The organism is Achromobacter sp. HZ01, assembly GCF_003267925.1.
In the GTDB taxonomy this organism is placed as follows: Bacteria; Pseudomonadota; Gammaproteobacteria; order Burkholderiales; family Burkholderiaceae_B; genus Achromobacter; species Achromobacter pulmonis_A.
On record NZ_LWKV01000001.1, the window covers coordinates 1897184 to 1918965 of the forward strand.

A 21782-nucleotide genomic window follows, 5' to 3' on the forward strand; every position below is an offset into this window, starting at 1 on the left:
CGTCCTGGCGGATCAAGCCGTCTGCGTCTGACGGCGCGCCTGCTTGTCCGCGTACATCAGCAGATCGGCTTGCTTGAGCACGGCCGGCAGCGTGCTTGCGGTAGGGTCCGCGCTCACGATGCCGAAGCTCGCGCCCGCGTAATGAAAGCGGCAGCCGTCCAGCGTGTAGGCGCCGCTGAGCAACGGCGCAAGCCGCGCGCGCATGGCCTCCACGATCTCACCCTCCGGCGCGTCCGGCCCGGGCCGCGCGCCCAGCCCGACCACGACGAACTCGTCGCCTCCCCAGCGTCCCAGCATGTCCCCGGCACGCAGGCCGGCCGACAGGCGCCGGCCCACCTCGATCAGGAATTTGTCGCCTATATCGTGGCCGTAGGTATCGTTGATCGTCTTGAAACCGTCCAGGTCGATGAACGCCACCAGCACGCAGCGCTGCATCCGGTTCGCCAGCGAAAAATACCGCTCCAGTTCGGCCATGACGGCCCGCCGGTTCGGCAAACCGGTAAGCGCATCATGATTGGCCGCGTGCCGTTCATCCTGGCGGCGTCTCACGATCTGCCCGACCGCGTGGCTGGAAAGCAGGATCAGCACCGAGCCGAACACCGCCACCAGCCCCGCCACCCACAGATGCTGCCGGCGCATGAGCGTCAGCTCGTCCAGCGAAGCCAGCGTAATCAGTTGGTACTGGGCATTGGACAGCGGCTGGCGCCGCACCAGGTACGGCCGGCCTTCGACCAGCCATTGGTCCGCATGGGAAGCAATCGGGCGCAGGTCCATGGGCTCGCCCGGATCTTCATCGCCGTCGGAAGGCAGCACCGTGCCCGCAGGCATGAGCGCCGCCACGTTGCGCAGCATGAACGACGCGGACGAAGCCGTGGTCACCCGCCCCTGGCGATTCACGACCAGCGTGGTATGCCGCCCGGCCAGGTACAGCGCCACGTCCGGCGCATCGAATTTCACCGTCACCGATCCCAACGGCTGCTCGTTCACGTCCTCGATGCGGCTGGAAACGAAGTACGAGGGGCTCTTGTTTAGCCGGGCAATGCCGAAATAACTGCCCTTGCCCTCACGCAACGCGTCCACCAGATAGGCCCGACCCGAATAAACCATGCCGACGATACTGTCCGGCTCCGCCCAGTTGCTGGCCGTCACCGTATCGTCCGACATATTGTTCATATAAATGCGCGCATACCGCAGATCGCCGGCCAGCGCATTCATGAGGTCGCCCACCTTGCGCACCAGGGGATCGCGCGTGAACAAAGCCGCCCGCTCCTGCCGGGTCAGCTCCGCCGCGCCGGGCGGATCGGTGCGGTATCGGGCGGCGAGCTCGATTACCTGCGCCTGGCGGGACACCATGTTCGCGACGCTGATCATCTCGGTGAACAGGCGGTCCATGACGCGCGCGGTAATCCGGGTTTCATATTCCGCGCTGGCGGCCAGGCTGCCCAGCCGCGTCGCTTCGATCCCCTGCGACATCCACTGCGCAAGACCCGCGACCAGCACAAGCCAGCCCGCGACCAGTCCCAGCGTCACCCGACGCGCCGTGGATCGCCCCCGCCGCGGCATTTTGTCGCTCACACCGCCCCCTGGTTGAAATCAAATACGGCATATTTCCGTTGTGCACAGTTTATTTCAATCGCCGCTCCGCAGGCGGGTCGGGCGCGCGCCATGCTTGTTTCAATTCAATCGTAGGGGCCAGCCGGTATTGAGCGTACTGTGGTGGTGTGGCGCCTGCCACGACGATGCACTGTTGCCGGGTTCGTTAGTGGCGAATCGCATGCTCCACCTCGATAAAGGCCGGCAGCCTTCAATCCCAAACCCTAATCTGGTCGGCTGATTCGCTGTATCGCGGCTACGCCGCGCTTCGATTCATTCAGGCCGCCTTATGAAGCTATTCAGCAGGTCCTTCGCCCGCGCCATCACGGCTTGCCGGAAGCTCATCCCGCCGGCGACGTCGTCACGGCAGCAGGACGGCCAGCGTGGGCGCCCGCCGGTTGCGCACGCCGCGACCTTGTCGCCGTGGCGGGTATACAGAATCTACGCCAGGCCCGGCCACCTGTTTCTTCGGAACGAACAAGGCAGGATTTTCGACCTCGGCGTGATGAAAGGCGTCGAACCCAACTTGACCTACCGCCTTTTTGTGAAAGGCCTGAGAGGTCGAGGGTTTGCTTCGCGCACGGAACTGCTGGATGACATCACGCGACGAATCGAAGCCGGAGAAGTCGCGGCCGAACTGCTCGACCTGCCCGAATGTACGGCCGGGAAGGGAATCGATCTGGATCGTGGTACGCACGCCGACGTTTCCATGAAGCTGGCTGGATAGACTTGCGCTCGGGCGCGCCGGAATCCCGCCGGTGACGGCCTAGCGCAGCTTCTGCCTGTAGAGATCCTGCGCGGCGCCCAGCGATGCGCGCATGCCGTAGATCGTGCCGCTGGCGCCGCGGCTGAACCACAGTTCGTATTGCCACATGCCCTCGACAAACACGCGGCAGATCGTCCAACCAGGCGGTCCCTGCCAGCAATACTCGTCCCGTTGTGTCCATTCCTCATCGGCCATTTCTCGTCCCCTACCGCACATGCCAGGGGCTGGCTCGCGCAGCCCCATAGCCCCAATATACTGTATTTTTATACAGTATATTGGGGCGGCGCAGGACCTTCAGCCCGGCGGTTGATGCCCGCAACTTCCAAGCGATGGACGGGTTGGCATCCCAATGTTCACTCGCCCAGCTTGCGGACAAGAAGAAACCGTCAGGCTCACCGCATTCCTCTCATCAATGCAAAACGCCACGGTTTGCGAACTGACGTCAAACAGCTGGACAGTGAAAAGCCAAGCGTGAAGCATGAGCGCAGCAGCGCGCAATAACCACGCTGAGTATCTGGACGGGCGCAGCCGGCTCATACAGTGGTGGTCAGATTATCTGGATCGGTGCGCGGCCGAGGCGGGAAAAATGAGGCGGCGGGGGCCTACCCTTATTCTGATTGGCCTTACTCATTCCTACCCTTAAGTCGCTTGGCGCTACTTGGCAGCACAGAAAGCAAAAAGCCGCGAAGTCTAAGACTTACGCGGCTTTTAAGGCGGTGCTTGGCACCACTTTGCAGGAATTTGGTAGGCGGTATTGGAATCGAACCAACGACCTCCACGATGTCAACGTGGCGCTCTAACCAGCTGAGCTAACCGCCTGCAAAGAAGAAAAATTATATAGTGCTTTTTTGAACTATGCAAATCGTCTTGGAAGATTTTTTGCATTTTTCATTGCGTCCGGGAAAACCAGCTTGGCGACATTCCCAGCACAACTTCACACTACTCAGTGCGGCTTATTCATCAGCACTGCTTCACTCTTCAGTATCGCGTCCGCGGCTTGCACCGCGGCAACGAAGAACGAGATTCTATCAGAACTTTTTATTCCTTGCTCGACCTCGACTCCGCTGCTCACATCCACGCCCCAAGGCCGCAGCGAGCGCACCGCCTGGCCCACGTTTTCGGCGTTCAATCCGCCCGACAGGATCAGCGGGCGCGAGATCGGATCGGCCCTCACTTCGTCGAGCAAGGCGTAGTCGAAGCCGTGGCCGCTGCCGCCGTAGCCCGCGCTGTAGCTGTCGAACAGCCAGCCCGCGGCCTCGCCGTAGGCGCGGCAGGTGGACGCCAGGTTTTCCGCGGTTTCCAGGCCCGGCGCGCCGGCGCGGAACGCGCGCAGGAAGCGGCGGCCGTAGTGGGCGCAATCCTGCGGCGTTTCGTCGCCGTGGAACTGCAGCAGTTCCGGCCCGACCTGGTCGAGCACGGCCTCGACCTCGCTTTGCGCGGGATTGACGAACAGGGCCACGACATCGACAAAGGCCGGCACCATGCGCCGCAACTGCGCGGCGCGCGTGGGCGTGAGGCAGCGTTTGCTCTTGGGGTAGAAGACAAAGCCGATGGCGTCGACGCCGGCCGCGACGGCGGCGTCGATGTCTTCTTCGCGGGTCAATCCGCAGATCTTGATGCGTGTGCGCATGGAATTCTTCAGTGGCTTCGTCGCATGCGCGACGGGTTGATTCAGTATATCCGCCGGGCGCGGCCGGCACGCTAGGAGCCCGGCTGAGCCAGAGTCGTCATGAGGTTGTCGAAGCTGCCTTCGGCCAGGCGGAACCACGGCGCCTCCATGTCGCGAAACGCCGTCATGCTTTCGTAGAGTTTCTTGAACATGGGGTTCTTGGCGCTGATTTCTTTATAGACGGCGAGCGACGCTTCGTAGCCGGCCTGCAGCAGCGGCCTGGGAAACGCCTTCAATTGGGCCCCGCGCGAGACCAGGCGGCGCAGCGCCTGTGGATTGCCGGCGTCGTACTTGGCGATCATGTTGCCCGTGGCCATGCTGCAGGCCAGCGCCAGCGCGGACTGGTACGGCTTGGGCAGCTCGTCGTAGGCGTCCTGGTTGACGTACAGCGACAACTGCAGCGTGCCGGCCCACCAGCCGGGAAAATAGTAGTTCCTGGCGACCTTATAGAGCGCCAGGCTCTCGTCGTCGTAGGGGCCGATCCAGGCGACCGCGTCCACCACGCCCTGCTCCAGCGCGGCATAGGTTTCCGCCACCGGCACCGCGACGGGAATCGCGCCCATGCGGGCAAGCACCGCGCGGGCGAATCCGCCGGCTTTGACCTTCAGCCCGCGCAAGTCGTCCACGGTCTTGATTTCCGGGCGGAACCAGCCGCCCATCTGGGCGCCGGTGTAGCCACAGGGAAAGTTCAGGATGTTGTACTTGTCGAACAGCACGCGCGTCAGCGCCAGGCCCTCGCCCTGGAGCATCCACGCGTGCATCTGCCGCGTGTTCAGGCCGAACGGCACGCCGGCGTCGAAGCTCAGCGCCGGGTCCGTGTCGAAATAGCGGGTCGAGGCCGTATGGCCGCAATCGACGACGCGATACTGCACGGCCTCGAGTATCTGGCCCGGCTGCACCAGATCGCCGGCCGGATAGATCTCGATGGTGAAACGCCCGTCCGTCACTTCGGAGACATAGCGCGCCACGTCTTCGGCGCCCGCCGACATCGTCGGCGATTCATCGGGAAAGCTGGAGGCCAGCCTCCATGCGACGGCCGGAGCTTCCTGCGCGAAAACCGGAGCCGCCACGGCCGCACCGCCGGCGGCGGCTCCCAGGGCGGTCTGCTTCAAAAACGCGCGGCGTCGCATGGCAAAAGGCCTCCATCGGGCAGGAAAAGGCGTCGCCGTCGCCGGCGGCTTTCCTAATAGGTTTGAGTAAACGGCGACAGCAACTGCGACCCGCCGTCGAGTTCCTGCAGCCCGAACGCTTCGGGATAATCGATGGCCGAGAGGTACAGGCCGTCCGGCGCGAACGTCGGCGCGCCGCGCTTGCGGTCGCGCCACGACAGCAGCTGCGCCATCCAGTCGACCGTCTCCCTGCCCTGCCCGACCTGCAGCAACGCTCCCATGATATTGCGCACCATGTGATGCAGGAAGGCGTTCGCCTTCAAGGTGAACACCAGGAACGGCCCGCGCTCTTCGATGTCGAGCCGCTGCAGGTGGCGCACCGGATGCCTGGCCTGGCATTGCGAGGAACGGAAGCTGGAGAAATCGTGCTCGCCCAGCAAGGCGCTCGCCGCCGCGCGCATCGCGTCCACGTCCAGCGGCTGGAAGCACCAGCCCGCGCGCCCTGCCCACAGCGCCGGACGCACCCGGCCGCGCCACAGCAGATAGACGTAGGTCCGCGCGCTGGCCGAAAACCGGGCGTGGAATTCATCCGACACCTGCTGCGCCCACTGCACCGAAATGCTGGGCGGCAGAAACGCGTTGACGCCCCTGACCCAGGATTCCATGCGACGGTCCAGCGCCGTATCCAGGTGGACCACCTGCATGGCGCCATGCACGCCGGTGTCCGTGCGGCCCGCGCAAATCGTCGACACCGGTTCCTCGATCCCGCAAAAACGTCCCAGCGCGGCCTCCAGCGTATCCTGCACCGTCTGCCGATGCGGCTGCGTCTGCCAACCCTGCCAGGCGGAGCCGTCGTACGCCAGCCCCAATGCAACTCTAGACATGTATCAAACCCGTGGACCGCCGACACGGCGCGGTTCGTCCGTGGGCGGTTCGTCCAGGTCGAGATTGATGCTGTCGAGCTTGCGGTTCAGTGCTGCCGTATCCAGCACCGGCTCGTTATAGGCGTAGGTCTCCTCGTCGTCGTCCTCGCGCCGGGCGCCCGCCCGGCGCAGCAGCCAGGCAATGGCGAAGGCGATCAGCGCCAGCACGGCGGTGACGATGACGAGCAGATTGTCGGCCAGCCATGAAGGCATGCCCGAAGAGTTCTCCTGCTTTATGGGTGGCGTGCCGGCGGGCTTGTCCGCCTGGACGGCGCCGGGCGCGACCCCGGGGCCCGGCGTGCCTGCAGCGCCCGGCGCGCCTGTTGCGCCCGGCGTGCCTGCTGCGCCCGGCGTGCCTGCTGCGCCCGGCGTGCCCGCTGCGCCCGGTGTGCCCGCTGTGCCCGGCGTGCCTGCTGCGCCCGGCGTACCTACAGCACCCGGCGTACCTGCTGTGCCCGGCGTACCTGCTGTGCCCGGCGTGCCAGTTGCGCCCGGCGTGCCTGCCGCGCCCGGCGTGCCTGCCGCGCCCGGCGTGCCTGCCGCGCTCGAAGTGCCTGCTGCGCCCGGCGTGCCGGTTGCTCCTGGCGTGCCTGCAGCACCCGGTGCGCCTGCAGCGCCCGATGCACCTGCTGCGCCGGGCGTACCCGCTTCGCCGGGCGTACCCGCTTCGCCAGGCGTACCCGCAGCACCCGGTGTACCTGTTGCACCCGGCGTACCTGTTGCACCCGGCGTGCCTGTTACACCCGGCGTGCCTGCAGCGCCCGGCGTACCTGCTGCCCCCGGCGTGCCCGCAGCGCCCGGCGTGCCCGCAGCGCCCGGCGTACCTGCTGCCCCCGGCGTGCCCGCGGCGCCCGGCGTACCTGTTGCCCCCGCCGCGCCCGCGCGCTGCTGTTCGAGCGCCTTGCTCAAATCGTCGACGTTGCTCTGCAGCTGGTCCACCCGTCCCTGCACGTCGGCCATGGCGCGCTGCTGGGAGGTCCGCGCATCGGCCTGCGCTTCGGCCTGGGCGGCCGCGCTGTCCTCGGCGCGTCCGGCGGACAGGCGCACGCGGTCCTGCGGCGGCGTGGCGGTGGCGACGCCGGTTTCCGCCGGCGCCGCGACGCTGCCGGAGGCGCCGCCCTGCCCGCGGACCACGGCGGGGTTCGCGGCCGAGGCCGCGCCAATGCGCGAGCGGTATTTTGCGAAGGCTTCGGCGTGTTCGTTGAAAATGCGGCGCGCCTCGGCCGGGTCCACGGCGCGCACGGTGGCGGCGTCCGGGATCGTCAGCTTCTCTCCGGCGCGCACCAGGTTCATGTTGTTCTGGATGAAGGCTTGCGGATTGGCGCGCCACAGGGCCACCAGCATCTGGTAGACGGAGGCGTTGGGCACCGCGTTGCGCTGCGCGATGCCGAACAGGTTGTCGCCCGACTTGACGTTGACCGAACGGCCGCCGGCCGCGCGCGACGGCGTGCCGACCGCGGCCGGCGTGACCTCGGCGGTGGTGCCGCGCAGCGGCACCAGGATGCTGACCTGCACCTGGCGCTGGCCGGAGCTGGAACTGATGTCCAGCAGCAGGTCCACCGCGCCGCTGGCCGGTGGCTGCGAAGCGCGCACGCGCAGGTTCTTGCGCGTGGGGTCCATGCCGTCTTCGACGCGCACCACCATGCTGGCCAGCGGAACCGGCGGCTTCAGGCCGGCGCGCTGCCACGCCGCCTCGTCGGCCACCGAGACCTTCAGCGACGACACTTCATCGGGCGTCAGGTCCTGCAGTCCCACCATCGCCTGCAGCGGCGCGCCCGGCACCGAAACCACCCGCGAATGCCCCACGCGCATGGCCGCAGCCGAGCCGCACACGCTTGAACCGATCGCCAACGCGATCGCCCACTGCAAGGCTTTCAAACGGCGGGCATGCTTCACTTGGCGCGAACGCTGGGTCATAAGCTGGAATTCCGTTCTTGTAGTCGAATGACGGGCTGGCGCCGATCCATGCCGAACATGGCCGGAATCGGCATCAATTCATCGGAAAAGTGTAATGGATCGAGCGCATTTCACAAACCTGAAAGGCCCGCCGGGATTTGCTGGCGCGCCGGTCCCGCGCATGCGGCCGGACCCCGCGTAAAACGGCAAGGGCACCCGCAGGTGCCCTTGTTCGCGCTGACGGCGTGTACAGGCGGCGCGACGCGCCGCCAGACCGGCCTCAGGCCTCGGCCAGCGCGATGCGCAGCATGCGGCGCAGCGGCTCGGCGGCGCCCCACAGCAGCTGGTCGCCGACCGTGAACGCGCCGAGATATTGCGAGCCCATCGACAACTTGCGCAGACGGCCCACGGGGATGTCGAGCGTGCCGGTGACGGCCACCGGCGTCAGCGCCGCGACGGTCGCTTCCTTGGTGTTCGGCACCACCTTGGCCCATTGCGTGCCTTGCGCGATCAGCGCTTCGATCTCGTCGATCGGCAGGTCGCGCTTGAGCTTGATGGTCAGCGCCTGGCTATGGCAGCGCATGGCGCCGATGCGCACGCACAGGCCGTCGATCGGGGTGGCGGGCGTGCCGAAGGCGGCGCCGCGGCCGAGGATCTTGTTGGTCTCGACCTCGCCCTTCCATTCTTCCTTGGACATGCCGTTGCCCAGGTCCTTGTCGATCCAGGGGATCAGGTTGCCGCCCAGCGGCACGCCGAAATGCTCCTGAGGCAGCGCCGGGTCCTTCTGCTTGGCCAGCACGCCGCGGTCGATTTCGAGGATGGCCGAGGCGGGATCGTCCAGCAGCGGCTTGACCGCCTGGTTGATTTCGCCGAACTGGGTCAGCAGCTCGCGCATGTGCTGCGCGCCGCCGCCCGAGGCGGCCTGGTACGTCATGGTCGTCATCCATTCGACCAGGTCGTTGTTGAACAGGCCGGCCAGGCCCATCAGCATGCAGCTGACCGTGCAGTTGCCGCCGACGAAGTTGCGCACGCCGCGCTTGAGCGCCGCGTCGATGACCGGGCGGTTGACCGGGTCCAGCACGATGATGGCGTCGTCGGCCATGCGCAGCGTGCTGGCCGCGTCGATCCAGATGCCGTTCCAGCCGGCGCCGCGCAGCTTGGGATAGATCTCGGACGTGTAGTCGCCGCCTTGCGCCGTCACGATGATCGGCAGTTTTTTCAGAGCGTCAATGTCGTAGGCGTCCTGCAGCGGGCCCGCGCCGTCGGCCCAAGTGGGCGCAGCGCCGCCAGCGTTGCTGGTGGAAAAGAAAACCGGCTCGATCAGTGCGAAGTCGTTCTCGTCGCGCATGCGTTGCATGAGCACCGAGCCGACCATACCGCGCCAGCCGACAAGGCCTACTGCTTGATTCATTTCAATCGCTCTATATAAAGGTGAAGACAGGGTCCGGGAAAAAAGCCGTGCAATTCAACAATTTATCAGAATGCACGGGGAGATGTTGCGGCGCAGCTATAAAAAATTGGGGCCGCAATGGGCCGGGACAGCTTTCGCGGCGTCCCGGCCACGCCGGAAAGCCCCGAAATGCAAGAGGCCGCCACCTGGACGGCCTCTCGCCGAGCCCGTCAGGCGGCTCAGCCCAGGGCTTTGAGCACCGCGTCGCCCATCTGGGCGGTGCCGACCTTGGTCGTGCCCGCCTCGAAGATGTCGGCGGTGCGCAGCCCGTCGGCCAGCACGCGGCGCACCGCGGCCTCGATCCGGTCGGCCTGCGGCGCCAGGTTCAGCGAGTAGCGCAGCAGCATGGCGGCCGACAGAATGGTGGCCAGCGGATTGGCCACGCCCTGCCCGGCGATGTCCGGGGCCGAGCCGTGGCTGGGTTCGTACAGGCCCTGGCCGCCGGCGTTGAGCGAGGCCGAGGGCAGCATGCCGATCGAGCCGGTCAGCATGGCCGCCTCGTCCGACAGGATGTCGCCGAACAGGTTGCCGGTGACGATGACGTCGAACTGGCGCGGGCTGCGCACCAGCTGCATGGCGGCGTTGTCGACGTACATGTGCGACAGCTCCACGTCGGGATAGTCGCGGGCCACCTCGATCACGATGTCGCGCCAGAACTGCGAGGTCTCCAGCACGTTGGCCTTGTCCACGCTGCACAGCTTCTTGTTGCGCTTGCGGGCCGATTCGAAGCCGATGCGCGCGATGCGGCGCACTTCAGATTCGGCATAGCGCATGGTGTCGTAGCCCTCGCGCTCGCCGGCGAAGGTGCCGTCGGGCGAGGCGCGCACGCCGCGCGGCGTGCCGAAGTAGATGTCGCCGGTCAGTTCGCGGATGATCAGGATGTCCAGGCCGGACACGATCTCGGGCTTGAGCGAGGACGCGCTGGCCAGCTCGGGATACAGGATGGCCGGGCGCAGGTTGGCGAACAGGCCGAGCGCCTTGCGCAGGCCCAGAATGGCCTGTTCCGGGCGGAATTCGCGCGGCAGGCTGTCGTACTTCCAGTCGCCGACGGCGCCGAACAGCACGGCGTGCGATTCCTGGGCCAGCTTGAGCGTGGCCGGCGGCAGCGGATGCTCGAACGCGTCGAACGCCGCGCCGCCCACGGGCGCTTCCTTGATGTCGAGGGGAATGTCCAGCGCCTTCAGGACGCGCACGGCCTGTTCGACGATTTCCGGGCCGATGCCGTCACCCGGCAGGACTGCGATATTGTGAGTCATACGAAAACTATCCTGTGGTCGGAATAAGCGGTGCGTCAGGCGATGGGGCGGCTTTCCAGCCACGGATGGCGCGCCAGGCGCTCGGCCTCGAAGGCGCGGATCTTGTCGGACTGGCGCAGGGTCAGGCCGATGTCGTCGAAGCCGTTGAGCAGGCAGTACTTGCGGAAGGGTTCGATCTCGAAGCCCATTTCACGGCCGTCGGCCGCCACCACGACCTGGCGCTCCAGGTCGATGCGCAGCTTGTAGCCGGCGAAGGCCTTGACTTCGTCGAACAGGCGGGCGACTTCCAGCTCGGACAGCACGATGGGCAGCAGGCCGTTCTTGAAGCTGTTGTTGAAGAAAATGTCCGCATACGACGGCGCGATGATGGCGCGAAAGCCGTATTGCGTCAGCGCCCAGGGCGCATGCTCGCGGCTCGAGCCGCAGCCGAAGTTCTTGCGCGTCAGCAGCACCGACGCGCCCTGGTAGCGCGGCTGGTTCAGCACGAAATCCGGATTCAGCGGACGCTTGCTGTTGTCCATGCCCGGTTCGCCGTGGTCCAGGTAGCGCAGTTCGTCGAACAGGTTCGGGCCGAAGCCGGAGCGCTTGATGGACTTGAGGAACTGCTTGGGGATGATGAGGTCCGTGTCGACGTTTTCGCGGTCGAGCGGAGCCACCAGGCCTTCGTGATTGGTAAATGCTTGCATGATGTCGGTCTCGGTGCGTGGCGCTTAACGGAAGGTGCGGACGTCGACGAAGTGGCCGGCCACCGCGGCGGCGGCGGCCATGGCCGGGCTCACCAGGTGGGTGCGCCCGCCCTGCCCCTGCCGGCCTTCGAAGTTGCGGTTCGAGGTGGAGGCGCAGCGTTCGCCCGGTTCGAGGCGGTCGGCGTTCATGGCCAGGCACATGGAGCAGCCCGGCTCGCGCCATTCGAAACCGGCTTCGATGAAGATCTTGTCCAGCCCTTCGCGTTCGGCCTGCTGCTTGACCAGGCCCGAGCCCGGCACGACCATGGCCTGGCGCACATTGGAAGCCACGTGCTTGCCGCGGGCCACGGCGGCGGCGGCGCGCAGGTCTTCGATGCGGGAGTTGGTGCACGAGCCGATGAAGACGCGGTCGATGCGGATGTCGGTGAGCGGCGTGTTGGGCTTGAGGCCCATGTACTGCAGCGCGCGCTCCATGCCGCTGCGGCGTCCTTCGTCCTTCTCGCGGTCCGGGTCCGGCACGCGGGAATCCACCGGCAGCACCATTTCGGGCGACGTGCCCCAGGTGACCTGCGGCGTGATGTCGCGCGCGTCGACCTCGACGACGGAGTCGAACTTGGCGCCTTCGTCGGTATGCAGCGTGCGCCAGTAGGCGACCGCCTGGTCCCACAGCACGCCGGTGGGCGCGAAGGGACGGCCGCGGAAATACTCGACGGTCTTGTCGTCGACCGCGACCATGCCCGACCGGGCGCCGGCCTCGATGGCCATGTTGCAGATGGTCATGCGGCCTTCCACGGACAGGCCGCGGATGGTGCTGCCGGCGAACTCGATGGCATAGCCCGTGCCGCCGGCCGTGCCGATCCGGCCGATGATGTGCAGCACCACGTCCTTGGCGGTGCAGCCGAAGGGCAGTTCGCCTTCGACCTTGATGAGCATGCTCTTGGCTTTCTTCATGAGCAGCGTCTGGGTGGCCAGCACGTGCTCGACCTCGGACGTGCCAATGCCGAAGGCCAGCGCACCCAGCGCGCCGTGGGTGCTGGTGTGCGAGTCGCCACAGACCACCGTCATGCCGGGCAGCGTCGCGCCCTGCTCCGGGCCGATCACGTGCACGATACCTTGACGCAGGTCATTCATGCGGAATTCGGTAATGCCGTATTTTTCGCAGTTGGCGTCCAGCGTATCCACCTGCAGGCGCGAAATCGGGTCGTCGATGCCCTGGGCGCGGTTCAGGGTGGGCACGTTGTGGTCCGCCACCGCCAGGTTGGCGCCGGTGCGCCACGGCTTGCGGCCGGCCAGGGCCAGCCCCTCGAACGCCTGCGGGCTGGTGACTTCGTGCACCAGGTGGCGGTCGATATAGAGCAGACAGGTGCCGTCTGATTCCTGATGGACGACGTGGGCGTCCCAGAGTTTGTCGTAAAGGGTTTGGGCCATGGATGCGCTCTGCTGGTAGACAGTCCGACTCGGGCCTCGCACGGTGTGAGCAATTCGCTCCCGCACCGGCCGCTGCGGCATGGAGGAATTATGCCCACGCCCGGAACCTAGTACAACCACACCTGATATACCAGTACCAGCACTACCATGCTGGGCGCACAACGCCTTCTGCTGTGTGTTTCATATCAGCGGCCATTGTTGTTGCAAATAACCTCACATGTAAAACCGGACCGATAAACAGATACAAAATTATCAAACCGATATAATTATTCGTGGCCGCGGTTGCTTCTTTTACGAAATAAAGAGAAATAAACCGACTTAAATTTGAATTAAACCCGCATATCAAGACCTTACTGAGCAAAGATCGTGCAAGTTAGCCTGAATTAATGGATGATACGCGGAGAAGCTCAATGGAGCGCCTGGAAAAGTTCGTCAACTATTAACAAATATTGACTCGTCAAAACTGACATTTCCACACAATATGGCGGCCATCTAATCCTCAACTCGACTCGCGAATAATCACTATGGCTTCGTTTTTGCTCAAAAGCACGGCTTCGGCCCTTGCCCTGGCATTCGGTCCTGCGGCATTTGCACAGTCATCCGCTCCGGCTGCGTCGCAGCCCGCGGTCACGATGAACCAGATCGTCGAGCAGACCCTGCTCAGCAACCCGGAAATCCAGGCCAAGTACCATGATTTCCAGGCCTCGCTGGAAGGCCAGAACGTCGCGCGCGCGGCGTTTTTCCCGCAGGTCAACGCGCAAGGCTACGTGGGTCGCGAGTACCGCAACAACGTGCCGGGCGTGGGTTCGCAGAACTGGAGCCGGCCGGGCTACAGCGTCGAGTTGCGGCAATTGATTTTCGACGGCTTCCGCACCAGCAATGACGTCAAGCAGGCGGGCTTCGACAAACTGGCGAAGTTCTACGACCTGCTGGCCACCAGCGACACGACGGCGTTTTCCGCCGTGCAGGCCTATGTCGACCTGCAGCGTTACCGCGACATGGAACTGCTGGCCCGTCAGAACTATTCCCTGCACGAGGAAACGCTCAAGCAGATCAACGAGCGCACCGAATCGGGCGTGGGCCGCCGTGTCGACCTGGAACAGGCCGGCGGCCGCCTGGCGCTGGCGCAGACCAACCTGATGACCGAGACCGCCAACCTGCTGGACGTGCAGCAGCGCTTCCAGCGCGTGACCGGCGCCCTGCCCCCGGAATCCATGCAGCCGCCGCCCGACATCAGCGGCAAGCTGCCGGCCAAGCCCGCCGACTTCAACGAGTCGCTGCGCCGCAACCCCAGCTTCCTGTCCAAGCAGGCCGGCCTGCAGGCCGCCGAAGCCGGTGTCGCCTCGTCCAAGGGCGCGTTCTCGCCCAAGTTCGAATTCGTGGCCGCCACCGGCCGCGACCAGAACGACCCGACGCCCCAGAACCGCGACATCCAGAACTCCAGCGTCCAGCTCGTCATGAGCTACAACCTGTACCGCGGCGGCGCCGATTCGGCCCGGGTGCGCCAGACCGCCGCGCAGTCCTACGCCGCGCGCGACATCCGCGACTACACCTGCCGCAACGTGCAGCAGGACCTGGCCGTGGCCTGGAACAACATCGTCAGCCTGAACCAGAAGCTGCCGTTCCTGCGCGATCACGAAGTCGCCACCACCAAGGTGCGCGAGGCCTATCGCCAGCAATTCCAGATCGGCCAGCGCTCGCTGCTGGACCTGCTGGACACCGAGAACGAACTCTTCGAATCGCGCCGCGCGCTGACCAACGCCTTGTATGATCTGCAGCTCGCTCAGTACCGCTGGCTGGCGCTGTCGCACGCGCTGCTGCCCGCCCTGGCGCTGCAGCCCGCACGCAACGAAATGCCCGAGGAAAACGGCAAGCTGGTGGTGTCCGACGAAGTGATCAAGCTGTGCAACTCGACGGTTCCCGACACCGCCCGCCTGGCTCCCGTGCATGTGAAATACAACGAAGGCGCGCTGCCGCCCACGCTCATTCCCATGAGCTCGCCCAGCGCCAAACCCTGAGCGCCCGTTGGCGCAAGGAGACCCCATGCCGAAACAGGGCAAAGACTTCTCGCAATTGGACGCGGACTTCGTCCGCGTCCTGGAAGACCTGATCGACGCGCTGATCGCCAATGGCACCTTGCGTATGACGGACCTGCCGATACAGGCGCAACAGAAACTCACCCAGCGCAAGCAGCAGCGCGCGCGACTCTCGGAACACCTCGACCTGCTGGATGACGAAGATGGACAAGTTATCTGAACTGGCCGCCCGGGAGTGGCGCGCGGACGCCCGCGCCGCGCATGACGATCCCCTGCTGGACTGTCTGGTGGAAATCACCCGGCTGCACGGGGTGACGGCCACGGCCCAGGCGCTGTCTTCGGGCCTGCCGCTGGAAGAACACCGGCTGACCCCCGCCCTGCTGCCGCGCGCCGCCGCGCGCGCGCAGATGTCGGCGCGCGTGGTCAAACGCCCGCTCGAAAGCATTTCCCAGGACCTGCTGCCCGCCATCCTGCTGCTGCATGGCGAGCGCGCCTGTCTGCTGCTGAAGACGGACGGCGACAAATACGTGGTCAGCCATCCCGAACTGGGCGGCAGCTCCATGGAAATGAGCGCCACGGACCTGGCGGCGCAATACACCGGCCTGGTGTGCTTCGTGCGGCCGCAGTTCCGCTTCGACGCGCGCGCGCCCGAGGTCGCCAAGGTGCGCGAGCGCCATTGGTTCTGGGCCGCCATCATGGAGAACCGGCGCCTGTACCGCGACGCGCTGGTCGCGGCGCTGCTGATCAACATCTTCGCGATGGCCATGCCGTTGTTCACGATGAACGTCTATGACCGCGTCGTGCCCAACAACGCCATCGAAACCCTCTGGGTGCTGGCCATCGGCATCACGCTGGTCGTGATCTTCAACATGATCCTGGGCACCGCCCGCTCGCACGTGGTCGACAGCGCCAGCAAGCGGGTCGACGTGCGCCTGTCGGCCCAGATCATGGAACGGGTGCTGGACCTGCGGCTGGAAGGCAGGCCGGTGTCGGTCGGCTCCTTCGCCGCCAACCTGCGCTCGTTCGAGTCCATCCGCGATTTCATCGCCTCGGCCACCATCACCACCCTGGTGGACCTGCCCTTCATCCTGCTGTTCCTGCTGGCCCTGGCCTGGATCTCGCCCTGGATGGTGCTGCCGCCGCTGGTCGCCATCGTGCTGATCCTGCTGGTGTCGCTGGCGGCGCAGGCGCGCATGGAAGCGCTGACCATGTCGTCGTTCCAGGCCGCCTCGCAGCGCAACGCCACCCTGGTCGAGGCGCTGACCGGCCTGGAGGCCGTCAAGACGCTCAACGCCCAGGGCGCGATCCAGCGCAACTGGGAACGCGCCACCGAATTCATCGCCCAGACCGGCGGCAAGCTCAAGCTGATCTCCTCGTCCACGGTCGGTTTCGTGCAGGCCGTGCAGCAGATGGTGTCGATCTCGGTCGTGATCATCGGCGTCTACCAGGCGCAGGAGTCCGCCATCTCCATGGGCGGCATCATCGCCGCATCCATGATCGCGGGCCGCTGCCTGGCGCCGCTGGGGCAGGTCGCCGGCCTGCTCATGCAATACCAGAACGCGCGCACGTCGCTGGGTTCGATCGACAACTACATGAAGCTGCCGGTCGAACGCCCCGCCAATGCCGAATTCCTGCACCGCCCCGTGTTCCACGGCGGGCTGGAATTCCGCGACGTCAGCTTCACTTATCCGGGCGCGGCGCAGCCGGCGCTGAAGAAGGTCTCGTTCAAGCTCAAGCCGGGCGAAAAGGTCGGCGTCATCGGCCGCATCGGCTCGGGCAAGACCACGCTGGAAAAACTGGCCCTGGCCCTGTATGAGCCCACCGAGGGCGCGGTGCTGCTCGACGGCATCGACGTGCGCCAGATCGATCCGGCCGACGTGCGGCGGGCCATCGGCCACGTGCCCCAGGACCCGCTGCTTTTCTACGGCAGCCTCAAGCACAACCTGGCCATGGGCGCGCCCTACGCCGACGACGCCAGCATCCTCGCGGCCGCCAACCTGGCCGGCGTCACGGATTTCGCCAACCTCCATCCCAATGGCTTCGACATGCTGATCGGCGAGCGCGGCGAGTCCCTGTCCGGCGGCCAGCGCCAGTCGGTGGCCGTGGCCCGGGCCCTGATCAACGATCCGCCCATCCTGCTGCTGGACGAGCCCAGCAGCAACATGGACCACCAGAGCGAAGCCCAGCTGCGCAAGCGCCTGGGAGAAGCCAGCGAAACCAAGACCATCCTGCTGGTCACGCACCGCACCGCCTTGCTGGACCTGGTCGACCGGCTCATCGTGATCGACAACGGCCACATCGTGGCCGACGGTCCCAAGGAGCAAGTGGTCGAAGCCCTGCGTCAAGGACGCGTCGGACGCGGAAGCTGAGGCAAGCATGCTGAACAACCCAGCCGAAACCAGGCACGGCCTGTTTGGAACCCTGTGGCGCAAGCTGCGCGGCGTCTTCATGTTCTTTTTCGACCGCCTGCTCGACGGCGCCGACCGGAACAAGCCGCAGCACCGCTCCGACTACGTCGGCAATGCGGAATGGGTCATCCACGAATCCCAGGCGCGCGGCTCGCGCATCCTGCTGTGGGTCAGCCTGCTGGCCACCGGCGGCCTGCTGTTCTGGGCCGCCGTGGGCAGCATCGACGAGGTCGTCCGCGGCGAAGGCAAGGTCGTGCCGTCGCGCCAGGTGCAGATCATCCAGAGCCTGGACGGCGGCATCGTCGAGGAAATCCTGGTGCGCCCCGGCCAGGAGGTCGAGGCCGGCGAAGTCCTGCTCAGGATCGACTCCACCCGCTTCGCCTCGTCGCTGGGCGAGAACAACGCCGAATACCTGTCGCTGCTGGCCAAGTCGGCGCGCCTGAAGGCGCTGGCCACGGGCGAGCCCTTCGTCGCGCCCGAAGAGGTGCTGGCGCAGGCGCCAGGGCTGGTCGAAATGGAACGCAATGCGTGGCAGGCCCGCACCAGCGAACTGAACGCCACCGTCAACGTCGCCCGCGAACAGCTCAATCAGCGCCAGGAAGACCTGCGCGAAACCATCGCCAAGCGCGACCAGGCCGCCGCCAGCTGTGGCCTGACCTCGCGCGAACTGCAGGTGACCCGCCCGCTGCTCAAGAGTGGCGCCGTCTCCGAGGTCGACCTGCTGCGCCTGCAGCGCGACGTGGCGCGCTATTGCGGCGAACAGAAAGGCGCCGAAGCGCAGATCGACCGTTTCCAGGCCTCGATCAAGGAAGCCGAAAGCAAGATCCAGGAAGCCGAGCTCAATATCCGCAACCAGGCCCGCAGCGAACTGTCCGAAACCAACACCAAGCTGTCGACGCTGCGCGAAGGCAAGCTGGCGCTGGTCGACCGCGTCAAGCTGGCCGAAGTCCGCGCCCCGGTGCGCGGCACCGTCAAGACGCTGTTCAACAACACCGTCGGCGGCGTGGTGCAGCCGGGCAAGGACATCATCGAGATCGTGCCCAAGGACGACACCCTGCTGCTCGAAGTGCGCATCCTGCCGCGCGACATCGGCTTCCTGCACGCCGACCAGAAGGCCGAAGTGAAGTTCACCGCCTACGACTTCGCCATCTACGGCGGCCTGGAAGGCAAGGTCGAGCAGATCGGCGCGGACACCGTGACCGACGAGAAAGGCAATTCCTACTACGTGGTGCGCGTCCGCACGGACCGCAGCACCGTGGGCGAGAAGCTGTTGCCCATCATCCCCGGGATGGTGGCGGAGGTCCATATCCTGACCGGCAAGCGCACGGTGCTGCAATACCTGCTCAAGCCGATATTGCGCGCCAAGGCGAATGCCTTCACCGAACGTTGACGGAGGACTGCAAGGCTTTATGAAACCCGTTCCTGTCCTGTTGATTACGCACGACGACCTGTTGTGGCAACACTGGCGCGCGCTGGACCCGGCGCGCTGGATGGCCGCCCGCGGGCGCGGCCTTGCCGACCTGCAGCGCTGGCGCGAGCAGGGCCGCACGCTGGCGGTGCTGGATACCGGCCTGCCCCGGCTTCCCTCCTGGCAGGACCCCAGCTGGACCGCCGCCCTGGCGGAAATGCGCGTCGTCGTGGCCAGCCCCAGCCCCAACGACGAAGAAGGCACACAAGCCCTGGGCGCGGGCGCCCACGGCTATTGCCACAGCTATGCGCCGGCGGCGGCCCTGTCGCAGGCGCTGGAGGTGGTGGCCTCCGGCGGCATCTGGATGGGCAGGTCCCTGGTGTCCCGGCTGCTCAAGCTGGTGGCTGAACGCACCCAGGGCGCGCCCTCGTGGGACGGCGGCCTCTTGACCGAACGCGAAATGACGGTGGCGCGCTACGCCGCCAACGGCCATGCCAACGCGCCCATCGCCGAGACCCTGGGCATTACCGAACGCACGGTCAAGGCCCACCTGTCGGCCGTTTTCGAGAAGCTGGGCGTCACCGACCGCCTGCAGCTCGCCCTGCTGGTCCACGGCATTTCCACCCCCGCCGACAGCGCCGCCAAAATCGCCTCCTGATACTGTCCTTGAGGACAATATCCCGCGCCGCCGGCGCGACCTAGTATCTGGTCATCTTGGATAACTCCCTGAAACGGAACCAACATGGCCAACACTACCCCTGCAGTCGTCAACGAAATCACCGGTCGCGCCTGGATACGCAATAGCGACGGTTCCCTGACCGAACTGCATCAGGGCAGCAAAGTGCCCGCCGGCAGCGAGGTCGTCACGGCCTCGGGCGCCACGGTTTCGCTTCAGGTGGGCGACGGCATGCCGATCGTGATCGGCGAAGGCCGCGAAGTGGCGATGAACGGCGACATGGGCGGCCCGCTGGCCGATCCCTCGGAAGCCGCGGTGGCCCCGCCCAGCGGCACCGATTCCGACCGCCTGCTGGCCGCCCTGCGCGACGGCCGCGACCCGTTCGACGAACTCGATCCCACCGCGGCCGTGGTGGCCGGCGGCGGCGATAACGGCGGCAGCAGCTTCGTGCGCCTGGCCCGCATCCTCGAAACCACGTCTCCGCTGGACCTGGCCTACCCCAATCCGGCCCGCGCCAACGACGTGCTGCCCCGCCTGTCGGGCCTGGGCTCGCGCGGCGACGACGAAGAAGCGACCGTCACCCCCACCACCGTCAATAACGCGCCCAACGCGCTCGACGACGCCGGCCGCGGCGGCCAGGACAGCCTGGTGCGCGGCAACCTGCTGCTCAACGACTCCGATCCCGACGGCGACCCGCTGGCCATCGTCTCGATCAGCGGCCGTCCCATGACCCCGGGCGGCATCACCGTCAACGGCAGCAACGGCGGCACCTTCACCATCCAGCCCGACGGCAGCTACGTCTTCAACCCGGGCGGCAACTACACCCACCTGGCCGAAGGCGAAACCACCACCACCACGATTTCGTACGTCATCACGGACCCCAGCGGCGCCACCTCCACCGCCAACGTGGTCATCACGATCACAGGCAGCAACGAAGGCCCGGTGTCGACCGCCATCTCCGGCACCAGCGGCGTCGACGCCCAGACCGGCGTGAGCTACGACGTCTCCGGCTACTTCTCCGACCCGGACACCAGCGACAAGCTGACCTACACCGCCAACGGCCTGCCGCCCGGACTGAGCATCGATCCCAACACGGGCGTGATCACCGGCACCATCGACCACTCGGCCTCGCAGGGCGGCAACAACGGCGTCTACACGGTCACCGTGACCGCCACCGACCCCTCCGGCGCCACCACCTCGCAGTCCTTCGACTGGGACGTGACCAACCCCGCGCCCACCGCCCTGGATGACGCCGGCCAGACCGACGAAGACACCACCCTGAGCGTCGACGCCGCGAACGGCGTGCTGTCCAACGACAACGACCCGGACGGCGACACGCTGACCGTCACCGCAGTCAACGGCAGCGCCGCCGGCGTGGGCAGCGTCGTCACCGGCTCGGGCGGCGGCACGTTCACGCTGAACGCCGACGGCTCGTACACTTTCAACCCCGGCGCGGACTTCCAGAACCTGGCGGCCGGCGAGAAGACCAGCAGCTCCATCACCTACCTGGTTTCGGACGGCGAAGGCGGCACCAGCACGGCCACGCTGACGGTCGAGATCGCCGGCACCAACGATGCGCCCGTGGCGATCGCGCTGGACAACCGCGACAACATGGACGGCGACACGGTCAGCTATGACCTGTCCGGCTATTTCAGCGATATCGACAATGGCGACGCGCTGACCTACTCCGTCGACCACGTGCCCGGCGGCCTCACCTTCGACACCGCCACCGGCACCTTCTCCGGCACGCTGGCCAACTGGGCCTCCGACCACACCAACACCGGCGTCAAGGGCGAGTACCTGATCACCGTGACCGCCACCGACAAATCGGGCGCCTCGGTCTCGCAGACCTTCGTCTGGACCATCGGCAACCCCGAGCCGATCGCCCTCGATGACGCCGGCCGCACCCAGGAAGACACCGTCCTGGTCGTCGACCACCGCACCGAAGGCGTGCTCGGCAACGACCGCGATCCGGACGGCGACGCGCTCTCGGTCTCGCAGGTCAACGGCAAGGAAGCCGGCGTGGGCCAGCCCGTGGCCGGCTCCAACGGCGGCACCTTCACGCTGAACGCCGACGGCACCTACACCTTCAATCCGGGCGCGGACTTCCAGCGCCTGGGCGACGGCCAGACGGCGACCACTTCCATCACCTACACCGTGACCGACGCCCAGGGCGCCACGGACAAGGCCACGCTGGTCATCACGGTCACCGGCAGCAACGACGCCCCGATCCTCACGCCGGACGTCATTCTGGGCGACCTGAGCAACAACGACAGCGACGTCATCACCCCGGTCGACATCGCCAAGCAGTTCCAGGACGTGGACCAGGGCGACACCCTCACCTACACCGCCACCGGCCTGCCGCCGGGCCTGGCGCTGGACCCCGTCACCGGCCTCATCTCCGGCAAGATCGACTCCTCGGCCTCGCAGGGCGGCAACAACGGCGTCTACACGATCGTCGTCACCGCGACCGACGCG

General features: G+C 66.3%; 16 protein-coding genes and 1 tRNA gene. 7 read left to right on the plus strand and 10 right to left on the minus strand.

What is annotated here, in order from left to right; genetic code table 11:
- Window positions 1-12 precede the first annotated feature (12 nt).
- Window positions 13-1563 carry a sensor domain-containing diguanylate cyclase gene (locus A6B37_RS08920; protein ID WP_111825581.1) on the minus strand — a complete coding sequence of 517 codons (1551 nt, stop codon included), beginning with the start codon at window positions 1561-1563 and terminating at the stop codon, window positions 13-15.
- A gap of 319 nt (window positions 1564-1882) precedes the next feature.
- On the opposite strand from A6B37_RS08920, the gene A6B37_RS26220 reads away from it, so the two are divergent.
- A complete protein-coding gene (locus A6B37_RS26220) occupies window positions 1883-2320 on the plus strand; it encodes a hypothetical protein (protein WP_111825501.1) in 438 nt (145 codons plus the stop codon).
- Between the two features lie 781 nt (window positions 2321-3101).
- On the opposite strand, the gene A6B37_RS08935 is transcribed toward A6B37_RS26220, so the two are convergent.
- From A6B37_RS08935 to leuC, 9 genes are all read right to left on the minus strand, one after another.
- Window positions 3102-3178 (minus strand) — tRNA-Val (locus A6B37_RS08935).
- Between the two features lie 124 nt (window positions 3179-3302).
- The gene (locus tag A6B37_RS08940; RefSeq protein ID WP_280638432.1) at window positions 3303-4001 is read right to left on the minus strand and encodes a phosphoribosylanthranilate isomerase; all 699 of its coding nucleotides are present in this window, start codon (window positions 3999-4001) and stop codon (window positions 3303-3305) included.
- Between the two features lie 59 nt (window positions 4002-4060).
- A complete protein-coding gene (locus tag A6B37_RS08945; protein ID WP_111825503.1) occupies window positions 4061-5158 on the minus strand; it encodes an ABC transporter substrate-binding protein in 1098 nt (365 codons plus the stop codon).
- Window positions 5159-5211: 53 nt separating this feature from the next.
- Window positions 5212-6021, minus strand: a complete 810-nt coding sequence (truA, locus tag A6B37_RS08950) for a tRNA pseudouridine(38-40) synthase TruA (protein WP_111825504.1) — start codon at window positions 6019-6021, stop codon at window positions 5212-5214.
- A gap of 3 nt (window positions 6022-6024) precedes the next feature.
- Entirely contained in the window at window positions 6025-7977 is a 1953-nt protein-coding gene (locus tag A6B37_RS08955; protein ID WP_111825505.1) for a FimV/HubP family polar landmark protein, read from the minus strand.
- A gap of 259 nt (window positions 7978-8236) precedes the next feature.
- Entirely contained in the window at window positions 8237-9367 is a 1131-nt protein-coding gene (gene asd, locus A6B37_RS08960) for an aspartate-semialdehyde dehydrogenase (RefSeq protein ID WP_102771669.1), read from the minus strand.
- Between the two features lie 218 nt (window positions 9368-9585).
- A complete protein-coding gene (leuB, locus tag A6B37_RS08965) occupies window positions 9586-10662 on the minus strand; it encodes a 3-isopropylmalate dehydrogenase (protein WP_111825506.1) in 1077 nt (358 codons plus the stop codon).
- A gap of 35 nt (window positions 10663-10697) precedes the next feature.
- The gene (leuD, locus tag A6B37_RS08970; protein ID WP_102771671.1) at window positions 10698-11348 is read right to left on the minus strand and encodes a 3-isopropylmalate dehydratase small subunit; all 651 of its coding nucleotides are present in this window, start codon (window positions 11346-11348) and stop codon (window positions 10698-10700) included.
- A 24-nt stretch (window positions 11349-11372) separates the two neighbouring features.
- Entirely contained in the window at window positions 11373-12776 is a 1404-nt protein-coding gene (gene leuC, locus A6B37_RS08975; protein ID WP_111825507.1) for a 3-isopropylmalate dehydratase large subunit, read from the minus strand.
- 524 nt (window positions 12777-13300) lie between these two features.
- Here leuC and A6B37_RS08980 point away from each other — a divergent pair.
- From A6B37_RS08980 to A6B37_RS09005, 6 genes are all read left to right on the plus strand, one after another.
- Window positions 13301-14794 carry a TolC family outer membrane protein gene (locus A6B37_RS08980; protein WP_111825508.1) on the plus strand — a complete coding sequence of 498 codons (1494 nt, stop codon included), beginning with the start codon at window positions 13301-13303 and terminating at the stop codon, window positions 14792-14794.
- Between the two features lie 25 nt (window positions 14795-14819).
- Window positions 14820-15032 (plus strand): hypothetical protein, encoded by a 213-nt coding sequence (locus tag A6B37_RS08985; protein ID WP_043542665.1) that lies wholly within the window; start codon window positions 14820-14822, stop codon window positions 15030-15032.
- The gene (locus tag A6B37_RS08990) at window positions 15007-17181 is read left to right on the plus strand and encodes a type I secretion system permease/ATPase (RefSeq protein ID WP_111825509.1); all 2175 of its coding nucleotides are present in this window, start codon (window positions 15007-15009) and stop codon (window positions 17179-17181) included. The genes A6B37_RS08985 and A6B37_RS08990 overlap by 26 nt, the downstream gene beginning before the upstream one ends.
- Window positions 17182-17188: 7 nt before the next feature.
- Window positions 17189-18610: an HlyD family type I secretion periplasmic adaptor subunit gene (locus A6B37_RS08995; protein ID WP_102771674.1), complete on the plus strand. Its 1422-nt coding sequence runs from the start codon at window positions 17189-17191 to the stop codon at window positions 18608-18610.
- Between the two features lie 19 nt (window positions 18611-18629).
- Entirely contained in the window at window positions 18630-19286 is a 657-nt protein-coding gene (locus A6B37_RS09000) for a response regulator transcription factor (protein ID WP_102771675.1), read from the plus strand.
- 84 nt (window positions 19287-19370) lie between these two features.
- The coding region (locus A6B37_RS09005; protein ID WP_146748003.1) for a retention module-containing protein at window positions 19371-21782 on the plus strand (2412 nt) is incomplete at its 3' end.